12 protein-coding genes are annotated in these 12,119 nt (G+C 64.5%); 4 read left to right on the top strand and 8 right to left on the bottom strand.

The features are described from left to right. Positions 1-53: 53 nt before the first annotated feature. From DYZ14_RS16800 to DYZ14_RS16785, 4 genes are all read left to right on the top strand, one after another. Positions 54-815 (top strand): sugar phosphate isomerase/epimerase family protein, encoded by a 762-nt coding sequence (locus DYZ14_RS16800; protein WP_154721751.1) that lies wholly within the window; start codon positions 54-56, stop codon positions 813-815. 36 nt (positions 816-851) lie between these two features. Further along, on the top strand, positions 852-1,985 hold the full coding sequence (locus DYZ14_RS16795) for a Gfo/Idh/MocA family protein (protein WP_154721750.1): 1,134 nt from the start codon (positions 852-854) through the stop codon (positions 1,983-1,985). A gap of 363 nt (positions 1,986-2,348) precedes the next feature. After that, positions 2,349-3,401 (top strand): L-glyceraldehyde 3-phosphate reductase, encoded by a 1,053-nt coding sequence (gene mgrA, locus DYZ14_RS16790; protein WP_154721749.1) that lies wholly within the window; start codon positions 2,349-2,351, stop codon positions 3,399-3,401. Between the two features lie 225 nt (positions 3,402-3,626). Next, positions 3,627-5,261 carry a glycoside hydrolase family 43 protein gene (locus DYZ14_RS16785; RefSeq protein ID WP_195949998.1) on the top strand — a complete coding sequence of 545 codons (1,635 nt, stop codon included), beginning with the start codon at positions 3,627-3,629 and terminating at the stop codon, positions 5,259-5,261. A 234-nt stretch (positions 5,262-5,495) separates the two neighbouring features. Here the strand turns inward: DYZ14_RS16785 and fghA are convergent, their stop codons facing one another. From fghA to DYZ14_RS16745, 8 genes are all read right to left on the bottom strand, one after another. Beyond that, on the bottom strand, positions 5,496-6,329 hold the full coding sequence (gene fghA, locus DYZ14_RS16780) for an S-formylglutathione hydrolase (RefSeq protein WP_154721747.1): 834 nt from the start codon (positions 6,327-6,329) through the stop codon (positions 5,496-5,498). Between the two features lie 19 nt (positions 6,330-6,348). Beyond that, a complete protein-coding gene (locus DYZ14_RS16775; RefSeq protein ID WP_154721746.1) occupies positions 6,349-7,008 on the bottom strand; it encodes a DUF1345 domain-containing protein in 660 nt (219 codons plus the stop codon). 44 nt (positions 7,009-7,052) lie between these two features. Continuing rightward, positions 7,053-7,496, bottom strand: a complete 444-nt coding sequence (locus DYZ14_RS16770; protein WP_154721806.1) for a YaiI/YqxD family protein — start codon at positions 7,494-7,496, stop codon at positions 7,053-7,055. A gap of 45 nt (positions 7,497-7,541) precedes the next feature. Further along, positions 7,542-7,946: a hypothetical protein gene (locus tag DYZ14_RS16765; protein WP_154721745.1), complete on the bottom strand. Its 405-nt coding sequence runs from the start codon at positions 7,944-7,946 to the stop codon at positions 7,542-7,544. A gap of 128 nt (positions 7,947-8,074) precedes the next feature. Continuing rightward, complete coding sequence (locus DYZ14_RS16760; RefSeq protein ID WP_154721744.1) at positions 8,075-9,202, bottom strand: S-(hydroxymethyl)glutathione dehydrogenase/class III alcohol dehydrogenase; 1,128 nt, start codon at positions 9,200-9,202, stop codon at positions 8,075-8,077. A gap of 120 nt (positions 9,203-9,322) precedes the next feature. Then, on the bottom strand, positions 9,323-9,943 hold the full coding sequence (locus DYZ14_RS16755) for a GNAT family N-acetyltransferase (protein ID WP_154721743.1): 621 nt from the start codon (positions 9,941-9,943) through the stop codon (positions 9,323-9,325). 47 nt (positions 9,944-9,990) lie between these two features. Continuing rightward, positions 9,991-11,274 carry a hypothetical protein gene (locus tag DYZ14_RS16750; protein WP_154721742.1) on the bottom strand — a complete coding sequence of 428 codons (1,284 nt, stop codon included), beginning with the start codon at positions 11,272-11,274 and terminating at the stop codon, positions 9,991-9,993. A gap of 39 nt (positions 11,275-11,313) precedes the next feature. Beyond that, on the bottom strand, positions 11,314-11,973 hold the full coding sequence (locus DYZ14_RS16745) for a hypothetical protein (RefSeq protein ID WP_232365571.1): 660 nt from the start codon (positions 11,971-11,973) through the stop codon (positions 11,314-11,316). Between the last annotated feature and the right edge of the window lie 146 nt (positions 11,974-12,119).

Raw genomic sequence — 12,119 nt, 5'->3', positions numbered from 1 at the left:
AGGACGTCACGGCGGACCCACCGCCCGACGTCCGAGAACAGGAGGAATGAACCATGTCCAATTTCGGTTTCCAGCTTTACAGCGCCCGCAATTTCCAGCCCTTCACCAATATCTATCCGCTCCTCGCCGAAGCCGGCTACACCCATGTCGAAGGCTATGGCGCCATGTATGCCGCCCTGGATGATGCCGGCCTCAACGCGCTGCGTGCCGATCTCGACCGCAACGGGCTGACCATGCCGACCGGCCACTTCGGTCTCGACCTGCTGGAAGGCGATCCGATGCGCGCCCTGAAGATCGCCAGGCTGCTCGGCATCGAGGCGGTCTATTGCCCCTATCTCTTGCCCGACATGCGCCCGAGGGATGCCAGCAGCTGGTTCTCCTTCGGCCAGCGCCTGCAGGAAGTCGGCAAGCCGCTGCGTGATGCGGGGCTGACCTTCGGCTGGCACAACCACGACTTCGAATTCTCCACGCTGGAGGACGGCTCGACGCCGCAGGAGCAGATCTTTGCCGGCGGGCCCGAACTCGCCTGGGAGGCCGACATCGCCTGGATCATCCGTGGCGCGGCCGATCCCTTCGCCTGGATCGAAAGCTACGGCAAGCGCATCACCGCCGTTCATGTCAAGGACATCGCGCCTCCCGGCACCAATACCGACGAGGACGGCTGGGCCGACGTCGGGCAGGGGACCGTGCCGTGGAAGGATCTGGTGGCCGCGCTCAAGGCCTATGGCGTGCGCCACTACATCCTCGAACACGACAATCCGAAGGATGTGGGCCGCCTCATCAAGCGCTCCATCGCCGCCTTCAACACCTACTGATCTCCCACGGCATTTCACCCAATCAGGACATATTCCATGGCACGCGAACTCGGCGTCGGCATCATCGGATGCGGCAATATCTCGACCACCTACTTCTCGCTCGCACCGCTCTTCAAAGGGCTGAAGGTGCTGGCCTGCTCCGACCTCAACATGAACGCCGCCGAGCTCCGCGCCGAGGAATACGGCGTGAAGGCCCAGACGCTCGAAGATCTGCTCGCCAATGACGAGCTCGACATCATCGTCAACCTGACCATCCCGGACGCGCATTATGCGGTGTCGAGGCGCATCCTCGAAGCCGGCAAGCACGTCTATTCGGAAAAGCCCCTGGTCCTGAGCCTCGAACAGGGCGAAGACCTGCGGCGGATCGCCAGCGGCAAGGGGCTCTCCGTCGGCTGCGCGCCGGACACCTTCTTCGGCGGTGCCCACCAGCTGGCCCGCGCCCATATCGACAAGGGCGGCATCGGCCGGATCACCTCGGGCACATGCCACGTCATGAGCCCCGGCATGGAGATGTGGCATCCGAACCCGGACTTCTTCTTCCTGCCCGGCGGCGGCCCGATCCTCGATCTCGGCCCTTACTACATCGCCAATCTGGTCAACCTGATCGGTCCGGTGAAGCGGGTTGCCGCCTTGACGTCGACGGCCAGCGAAACCCGCACCATCACCAGCCAGCCGCGTGCCGGCGAGGTCATTCCGGTGAAGACGCCGACCAACGTCCATGCGCTCCTCGAATTCCAGAACGGCGCGACGGTCACGCTCTCGGCCAGCTGGGATGTCTGGTCGCACCGCCACGCCAACATGGAACTCTACGGCACCGAAGGCTCGCTCTACGTGCCCGACCCCAACTTCTTCGGCGGTCTCGTCGAGGCTTCCGGCCGGGACAAGGACATCAAGCCGCTGGCGAACTGGGACCACCCCTTCGGCGTCAACAACCAGGACCATGCCAACGGCCCGCGCGCCAACTACCGCACGGCCGGCCTTGCCGACATGGCAGTCGCCATCCTCGAAGGCCGCGACGCCCGCTGCTCGCTCGACCGCGCGCTTCATGGTGTCGACGTCATGACGGCAATCCTCAAATCCGGCGAGACGGGCCAGTTCGTCACGCTCTCCACCATCTGCACCCAGCCGGCGGCGCTGGGCATCGAGGAGGCGCGGGCTTTGCTCAGGTAAGTGGTATGCTTCGGCCTACAGCCGGCCCTGGATCGGTCATGAATGGTCTGGAGAAGACCGCGGCTGTGCCCCGGACCGGCCCATCTGCCTGCGGCCCCCTCATCCGGTCCTTCGGACCACCTTCTCCCCGATGGGGAGAAGAGGGACCACGACGTCGGAGGTACTCCTCTCCCCACCGGGGAGAGGGTGGCGCGTAGCGCCGGGTGAGGGGGCGGCAGCCACGACGGTCGACAGGTGCGCCGCTGCTGCCGCGCAAGGAGACTGTCGACGAGGGCAGGGGACGGCCATGAGAGAGCCCCGCCCCCTTGTGGGGAGGGGTTGGGGAGGGGTAGTCCTTCCTCGACAACAGCATGGGAGAGACGCATGACCTACACCCCCGCCGAAGACCGCTACGAGCGGATGACCTACAGCCGCTGCGGCAAGAGCGGCCTCAAGCTGCCGGCGATCTCGCTGGGGCTCTGGCACAATTTCGGCAACGACACGCCGCATGCCCTGAAGCAGTCGATCGTCCGCAAGGCCTTCGACCTCGGCATCACCCATTTCGACCTCGCCAACAATTACGGCCCGCCGGGCGGCAGCGCCGAACTGGCCTTCGGCGAGATCCTGAAGACCGATCTTGACGGCTATCGCGACGAACTCGTTATCTCGTCCAAGGCCGGCTACGGCATGTGGCCGGGCCCCTATGGCGAATGGGGCAGCCGCAAATACCTGATCGCCTCCTGCGACCAGAGCCTGAAGCGCCTCGGCCTCGATTATGTCGACATCTTCTATTCGCACCGCTTCGATCCCGACACGCCGCTGGAGGAGACCTGCGGCGCGCTCGACCATATTGTCCGGTCGGGCAGGGCGCTATATGTCGGCCTCTCCTCCTACAATTCGAAGCGCACCCGCGAGGCGGTCGCGATCCTGAAAGGCCTCGGCACGCCCTGCCTGATCCACCAGCCGAGCTATTCGATGATCAATCGCTGGATCGAGGAGGACGGGCTCATCGACACACTGGAAGAACTCGGCATCGGCTCGATCGTTTTTTCGCCGCTCGCCCAGGGCATGCTGACGTCGAAATATCTCGGTGGCATTCCCGAGGAGAGCCGTGCGGCCCAGGACAAGTCGCTCAACCGCGAATTCCTCAACGAGCGCAATGTCGAGAACATCCGCACGCTGAACGCGATCGCCGAGCGTCGTGGCCAGACGCTGGCGCAGATGGCGCTCGCCTGGGTGCTCCGCGGGGACCGGATCACCACGGCGCTGATCGGCGCATCCAAGCCGTCCCAGGTCGAGGACTGCGTGAAGGCGCTCGAAAGGCGTGATTTCACGCCCGACGAACTGGCCGAGATCGACACCTATGCGAAGGAAGCCGACATCAACCTCTGGGCCGCCTCGGCGGAACGCAAGGGGCCGGCGCGGAAGAAGAAATGATGCTGGAAATCGGCTTACCCCCTCTGGCCTGCCGGCCATCTCCCCCACAAGGGGGGAGAGAGGCCCCGGCAGACCGTCCGACTTCCTCTGGCAGGAAGTTGCGGCGTTTCAGTTTCCGAGCACGGGAGGGTGCGACGGTAGCGGATCGTCTCCCCCCTTGTGGGGGAGATGTCGGCGTAGCCGACAGAGGGGGTGTTTTCCGAAAAAATGGAGGAGAGACACAGCATGATCCACAACCCCATCCTGCCGGGCTTCAACCCGGACCCGTCGATCGTCCGGGTCGGCGAGGATTACTACATCGCCACCTCCACCTTCGAGTGGTATCCGGGCGTGCAGATCCATCACTCGCGCGACCTCGTCAACTGGACGCTCGTGCGGCGGCCGCTGGAGCGGAAGTCGCAGCTCGACATGCGCGGCAATCCCGACAGCTGCGGTGTCTGGGCGCCGTGCCTGTCCCATGCCGACGGTCAGTTCTATCTCGTCTATACCGACGTCAAGCGCTTCGACGGCAACTTCAAGGACGCGCACAACTACATCGTCACCGCCCCGTCGATCGACGCCGGATGGTCCGATCCGGTCTATGTCAACTCCTCCGGCTTCGACCCTTCGCTGTTCCACGATGACGACGGCCGCAAATGGTTCCTCAACATGCAGTGGAACCACCGCACCGAGAGCTATGGCGGCTCGCCCAAGCATCCCGCCTTCGACGGCATCCTGTTGCAGGAATGGGATCCGGCGAGCCGCAAGCTGACCGGGCCGGTGAAGAACATCTTTCCCGGCAGCCCGCTCGGTCTGGTCGAGGGACCACATCTGTTCAAGAGGAACGGTTGGTATTACCTGACCACCGCCGAGGGCGGCACCGGCTACGGCCATGCCGTGACCATGTCGCGGTCGCGGACGATCGAGGGCCCTTACGAGATGCATCCGGACACGCATCTGATCACCTCGAAGGATCATCCGGAGGCCGCACTCCAGCGCGCCGGCCATGGGCAATATGTCGAGACGCCCGAGGGCGAGGTCTATCACACCCATCTCTGCGGTCGACCGCTGCAGCCCAAACGGCGCTGCACGCTGGGGCGCGAAACGGCACTGCAGAAATGCGTATGGAAGGACGACGGCTGGCTCTACCTCGAAAGCGGCGCCCCGGTCCCGGCTGTCGAAGTCATGCCGCCGAAGCCGGTGGAGCGCATCGAACGGCCCGAGACCATCCGGCGCGATTTCGACCATGCGGCCCTGCCGCCGGAGTTCCATTGGCTGCGCACGCCGGAACCCGACCGCCTGTTCACGCTCGCCGCCCGGCCGGGTCACCTGCGGCTCTTCGGCCGCGAAAGCCTCGGCTCGTGGTTCGAACAGTCCCTGGTGGCGCGCCGGCAGGAGGATCATCGGTTTCGCGCCAAGACCCGTGTGGACTTCACGCCCGACACCTACCAGCAGGTCGCCGGCCTCACCCACTACTACAACCGCCACAAGCTGCATGCGCTCGGCGTGACCCTGCATGAGAAGCTCGGCCGCGTCGTGACCATCCTCTCCTGCGCTGGCGACTATCCCGATAGCCGGCTAAGTTTCCCGGCTAGTCACGGCGTGAGCCTGCCCGATGGCCCGGTCGATCTCGCCATGGAGGTAGTCGATAACGATCTCCAGTTCTTCTGGCGGCCGGCTGTCGGCGGCATGGGCGAGGGGAGCGGAGAGGCCGCCTGGCAGCCGATCGGCCCTGTCCTCGACGCCGGCGTGATCTCCGACGAAGGCGGCCGCGGCGAGCACGGCTCGTTCACCGGCGCCTTCACCGGCATGTTCGCCTTCGACACCAGCGGGAGAGGCCAGCCGGCGGATTTCGACCATTTCACCTATCGCCGGCGCTGAGCCTGGCCGACGCCACCTTCTCCCCATCGAGGGCATGGCAATGCTACCCTCAGATCTCGCAGATGAGGGGGCCGGGTGCGTGCTCCCTCTTCTCCCCAGCGGGGAGAAGATGCCCGAAGGGCAGATGAGGGGGCCCCATTCCGAGGTTGTATTGCCGCTGAGTGGCTGCGCTCCCCCTCATCCGGCGCTTCGCGCCACCTTCTCCCCGCTGGGGAGAAGAGGAGTTCGCCAGGCTCACCCCAGCCGCTCGGCGTGCCACTTCAAATGATCGTCCATGAAGGTCGAGATGAAGTAGTAGGAATGGTCGTAGCGCTCGTGCATACGGAGCGTGAGGGCGATGTCGGTGCCTTGGATCGCCTCCTCGAACAACCAGGGCTTCAGGCCCGTTTCGAGAAAGCTGTCGGCCTTGCCCTGGTCGATCAGGAACTCGGGAAAGCGGGCGCCGTCCTCGACCAGCGCGCAGGCATCGTACTCCCGCCATTTCGCCCGGTCGGCGCCGATATATTTCTCGAATGCGTCCTGCGTCCAGTCGGCGGTCAACGGATTGACGATCGGCGCAAAGGCCGAGCAGCTCTTGAACCGTTCCGGGTTCTTCAGCGCGATGGTCATCGCGCCGTGGCCGCCCATCGAATGGCCGAAAATGCCCTGCCGGCCCATGTCGACGCGGAAATGCTCGGCGACCAGCGCCGGGAGCTCTTCCGTGACGTAGGAATTCATCTGGAAATGCTCGGCCCAGGGGCTTTCGGTGGCATTGAGATACATGCCGGCGCCCTTGCCCATCTTCCAGTTGGTCAACTCGTCCGGTACGTCCGTGCCGCGCGGGCTGGTGTCGGGGCAGACGATGATGAGCCCGAGCTCGGCGGCCATGCGGCGATATTCGCCCTTTTCCATAACATTGGCATGGCTGCAGGTCAGGCCCGACAGATACCACAGCACCGGCCGACGCTCGGCGATGGCCTGCGGCGGAACGAACACGGCAAAGGTCATTTCGCATTTGGTCGTCTGCGATTCGTGGGAAAACACGCCCTGCATGCCGCCGAAAGCGGTGTTCTGCGAGAGGATCTTCATCGAGAAAACGTCCTTTTAGCTAGCCGGCTAACGACACTGCGCCGTTGACGGCGGCAGCGATGAGCACGGTGTTGAAGAAATAGGAGACGATCGAGTGCATGAGGTTGATCCGTCGCATCGCGGTCGAGCTGATGGCGGTGTCGGAGGTCTGCGCCGTCATGCCGATGACAAAGGCGAAGTAAAGGAAGTCGTAGCCGCACGGAGCCTCGGTACCGGGGAATTCGAGCCCGCCGCGATTGCCGTCGCGCTCTTCCGTGCTGTCGGGCCTCCAGTAGAGGTGTGCATAATGAATGGCGGTCATCGTGTGGATCGTCAGCCAGCCGCCGAGCACGGAGGCAAAGGCGAGTGCCAGTTCAAGCCCGCTCCCGCCCGAGGTCCGGTTGAGTGCGAGAAACAGCGACACCACCGCCACGATCACCGTGGCGAGCGTGACCAGGAGGATCACCGGCGCCGGCTCGTCGGCTTCCTCCGCATTGTCCCTCAGATAGTCCGCGCTCAGTTGCGGCAGGCGAACGCCGATCAGCACCAGATAGGCGAGGAAGAAGGCCACGGCCCCGGCTTCGATCACGAGACGTGGCTTCATCAGGCCCGTGGCTATGACGGCAATCGCTGCGGCGGCGAGGCCGGCGAAGAAGGGACCGTGTCGGTGGGCGATCAGGCGTTGGAAAATACTGGCCATTGTCCGGTCCCAGGGTGCGCACGGCGGCAGGAATACCGGACCGACTAGCACGCCTTGGCTCGCCGGCAAAGCCGGTCGAGCGTTTCGAGGAAGGCCGAACGGTCGCGTGGCGAGAAGGCGGCGTTGTAGCCCTTGCTCTCGCCGGTCTCGCGCAGGTGTGCGCCGAAATCCCGCATGGCGGTCGCCATGCCGATATTGGTCTTGTCGAACACCCGGCCGGTCGGCCCGGTGACGAAGGCGCCGGCGGCAACGCAACGGCCCGCCAGCGGCACGTCGGCCGTCACAACGATGTCGCCGGGACCGGCGCGTTCGGCGATCCAGTCGTCGGCGGCGTCGAAGCCGTTAGAAACGATGACGTTCTTCACCATCGGATCGCGCGACGGCCTCAAGCCCGAATTGGCGACGAAGGTCACCTCGAGGCCGTGGCGTTCCGCGACTTTCAGGATTTCCGGCTTGACCGGACAGGCATCGGCATCGACGTAGATCACTGAGGTTTTCAATCCTTCACTCCGCCGAGGCCCAATAGCCTCGGACTAGTCCCGCGTCCAGATTTCTCCGGTCACCTTTTCCGAGCCGCCATAGGTCCACACGCCCTGCCAGGTGCCGTCCGGCTGCTCGAAATACATGGCGATGCCGAAATTGTCCTCCGCCACATAACCGACGGAAATGGCGGTGTCGTCGTCGCTCGCTGGACCGATTTCGAAGCGGTCCTCGCCGACGAACTTGGCGCCGAGCCCGGTGCCGATCGATTCCTTGCCGCCGATGTCCCACACGACGATATAGGTCTCGCCCCGGCGGCTGACTTCGACGGTGCCGGTGTATTCCTGGCCGCTGTCCGGATTCCGGCCGACAAGCGAATAGCTTCCGGTCGGATCGGCTGCGGCCATGCCCGGCAGAGCAAGCATGGCAATGGCAGTCAATGCGTATTTGATCGACATATGGTTCCCCCCAATGGCTCGCGGCGTGGATGATCCGAGCTGCCGCAATCTAGCATGTTTCGCGGCATCTGCAGGGGGAGGAGCCCAATGGCCGCCCTGACTATTTCAGGACGGCCGGGCGCATGGAATCAATAGACCACCACGCCGCGGATGCTCTCACCCTTGTGCATCATGTCAAAGCCCTTGTTGATGTCGGTAAGCGGCATGGTGTGGGTGATCATCGGGTCGATCAGGATCTTGCCCTGCATGTACCAGTCGACGATCTTCGGCACGTCGGTACGGCCGCGCGCGCCGCCGAATGCCGTGCCCATCCAGTTGCGGCCGGTGACCAGCTGGAAGGGACGCGTCGAGATTTCCTGGCCGGCGCCGGCAACCCCGATGATGATCGACTTGCCCCAGCCGCGGTGCGAGGCTTCGAGCGCCTGGCGCATCACCTTGGTATTGCCGGTGCAGTCGAAGGTATAGTCGGCGCCGCCGATCAGGTCGCCGTTGCGCTTGGTCATGTTGACCAAATAGGGCACGATGTCGTCGCCGACTTCCTTCGGATTGACGAAATGCGTCATGCCGAACTTTTCGCCCCATTCCTTGCGGTCCGGATTGATGTCGACGCCGATGATCATGTCGGCACCGGCCAGGCGCAGGCCCTGCAGCACGTTCAGCCCGATGCCGCCGAGGCCGAAGACGATGGCGGTCGAACCGATCTCGACCTTGGCGGTGTTGATCACCGCGCCGATGCCGGTGGTGACGCCACAGCCGATATAGCAGATCTTGTCGAAGGGGGCGTCGGGGTTGACCTTGGCGACCGCGATCTCCGGCAGCACGGTGAAGTTGGAGAAGGTCGAGCAGCCCATGTAGTGGTGGATCTTGTCCTTGCCGATCGAGAACCGCGAGGTGCCGTCCGGCATCAGGCCCTGGCCTTGCGTCGAGCGGATGGCGGTGCAGAGGTTCGTTTTGCGGGAAAGGCAGGAATAGCATTCGCGGCATTCCGGCGTGTAGAGCGGGATAACATGGTCGCCCTTCTTCACCGAGGTGACGCCGGGGCCGACATCGACGACGATGCCGGCGCCCTCATGGCCGAGAATGGCGGGAAACAGGCCTTCCGGATCGGCGCCCGAGAGCGTAAAATCGTCGGTATGGCAAATCCCGGTCGCCTTGACCTCGATCAGCACCTCGCCGGCCCGCGGGCCTTCAAGCTGCACGGTCATGATTTCCAGCGGTTTGCCAGCCTGTGTGGCGACTGCGGCGCGCGTATCCATGGGGATGTCTCCGGTTTTTTTGTTTAGGAAGTGATCACGGCACGGCGGAGGAGGCGGCCTCAAGGGAGGCCGGGCTCGGACACCCGTCATGCCGCCTGAACGACAGGATCCTGGTGTGCCTCAGCGTGGCTCGATCAGCGGAACATGGCGGGCCGCATCGCGCCGCATCTGTCCGGTGAGCCGCGGATCGTCGGTCACCTCGACCATGAAGGCATAGGGCCGGAAGCCCGAGCGCTGGTAGAAGGACAGCGCCCCCGGATGATCGAAATGGCAGGTGTGGACCCAGAAGCGCTTGATCGGTTTCTCCCAGGCCTTGTCGATCGCCGCGTTCATCAGTATTCGCCCGGCGCCCTGACCGATCGCATCGGTAACGAGGCCGAAGAAGGCAAGCTCGCATTCGCCCTCGGTGCGGAAATCGAGTTCCAGCAGCCCGATGCGGCGCCCGCCGTCGGTCAGCGCATAGACGTGAACCTCCGGATGGGAAAGAATCGCGCGAAGCTCCTCGTCGGGCATGACCAGTCGCGAGAACCACATCCATTCCTCGCCGATGGCGCGAAACAGCGCCCGGTATTCGCCAAGGTCGGGACGGTCCCAGCGTTCGATGGTCAGCCCCGGTTCGGCCGGCCGTGCCGGCTTGGCCGGCGGTTTCTCCAGCATTTCCAGGCAGGTGACGACATTGGCAATCTTGCCGGCGGGCACGGCCGAATAGCCGTCGGGAAGGGGAGGGTTCACGGTATCCATGGCTGTCTTTGGAACCGTTCGGCGCATCCAAGTCAAGGGGCCGGTCGTCAGAGCGGCGCTGGTGCAAACAGCCGGTCGCAAGCGTGGATGACGCCGCCCACGTGGATCGTCAGGGCGGCGCAGAGCCCGAATCCGGTCAGTACCCTCTGCTGCTGCGTCATCGGCTCCAGTTCCAGGCGCGGCTTTGCGCTGCGCGTGGGGATCAGGCTCATCAGGGTGAAGACGGAAAGCCCTGCGATCACCGTCGTCGACGAGAAGCCGATGCGCCATCCCGTCCAGGCGATCGCCGAGGTCACGGTGAATGTGGCCACTGCTCGCATCGCCTGCCCGGCAAACAGCTGGCGCAAGACCTGTCCGCCATCGAATCGGTGCATCGGCAGGAGGTTGAGCAGGTTGAAGGCGGACAGGATCAGCAGAAACACCAGGAGCGGGCCGGCGACCTGGGGCGTCAGCAGCCCGTCGGCGGCCGCCCGGTGGGCGGCAATCAGGATCGGTACCGCAAAGGCCGACACACCGGCGCCCATCAGCGCGCAGGTGGCCACCTCGAACCGGCTGGCATAGGGCCGTCCGCCCATCGCGATGCCGCCGAGCAGCGGCACGAAGATCATCCGCGTGTTGCGGTGGCCGAAGGCGCGGAATGCCACCATATGGCCGAGTTCGTGACAGATGATCACCAGCGTCAGGAAGACCGAGATCATCAATCCGTTGGCGTTGAGACCGAAGAACGGCCACAGCATCAGGGTCGAGAGGGTGGCAAGAGCCGCCTGGCTCAGAGGATGCTCCAGCCATCCGCGGGCTTCTGCCCTGCGGCCACCGAGATGGCGCTCCAGCGCCGCCATTTCCCGGTGCAGCATGAGATAGCGATAGAAGAGAAAGCCGAGGCCGCGATAGCTGTCGGTCTGCTCGATCGCGATGACCGCGCCCCGGTCAGCCGGTCCGATCCGCCGCACCTCGCGATAGCCGGACCAGAAGCCCGCATCGAGCGCGCTGTCGGCGACGATTCTAAGTTCGCAGGAGAACTCGCCATCCGCCGTGACCCCGGTCCTGTCGATCGCCAGCATGCGGACGATCGGCCGTCCGCTCCGGTCTGGATCGCGATAGCAGAGTTCCAGCCGGTCCGGTCTGCCGTCGATCGGCCGGACCGAGGAGACCGCGGGATGCCAGTCGGCCAGCCCGCCGGCCGGCCGCGTCATGTCCCACAGCTCCTCAGGCCGCCTGTCGGTCTGGCGCCGCACGGAAATCGTCCTCGTCCCGAGGGGTGCAGCCATGATCAGCCAGATCAGGCCGAGATTGAAGCCGATGAGGACGAAGGCGGAGTGGAAGCTCGTCATCGCGTCATTCCCTTCATCGGGGCAGGGTGGTTGCCCGAGTCACGCCACCATCTCCTCGTCGAGGAAGAACGAGTCGGGCACCTGCAGCCATCGCCGCACCGGCTCCGTTCCCGCTCGCGCCCGGTTGCGGTGCGGAAACACGGATTCGATGAAGTGTTGCCAGTCGCCATGGCGCGCGCCGGAAGAACTCTCGCGGTCGATCACCTCGAGGATCGCCAGCTTGGCCGGAGACAGGAGAGGCGCGCCCTGGCCCAGCCGGCCGCGCAGGATACGCTGCACATAGGCAATGTCGTCCGCGCCGATCCCGGTGCGAAATGCGCGCTTCCCGGCATAGGCGCCGCGCCCCTCGGCAAGCGCGATCCTGAGTTGGTCGAGCATCAACATCTTCAGCGACGGCGGCACGTGGCGGGCCAGGTCCATGATATGGAGAACGGCGGCAAGTTCGAGTTCGCCTTCGATCACGCCGTCCTTGAACAGCACGCTCTCGATCCAGTCGACATTGATCTCGTCGAGCGAACCAATGGGATGGCAGCGCTCGACGATGAAGCCGGCCAACTGCTCGACGAAATAGTCGGTCCATTCCGGGCATTTCTCGGGACAGCAGGTGTTGAGCGCCATCAACGTCACCACGTCGTCGGGCGTCCTGACGCCCTCCGGGAAGGTGTATCTGCGCAATAGCAGAATGTCCTCGGCGGACATCCTGTTCTTCCCGGCGACGACACATGCCGGAAAAGAGAGCCGAAACTCGCTCATCTTTCTATCCCTGTTTCATCATGAAACTGGGCGGAACATTGCCCGACAAACCTTGCGTTTCCGCCAAGGAAGGGGGTTAGCGGGCGTTTGAC

Source organism: Ciceribacter sp. T2.26MG-112.2 (genome assembly GCF_900492205.1).
Taxonomy (GTDB): Bacteria; Pseudomonadota; Alphaproteobacteria; order Rhizobiales; family Rhizobiaceae; genus Allorhizobium; species Allorhizobium naphthalenivorans_A.
Note: the sequence above shows the minus strand (reverse complement) of the source record. Positions and strands in the feature narration are given on the sequence as shown.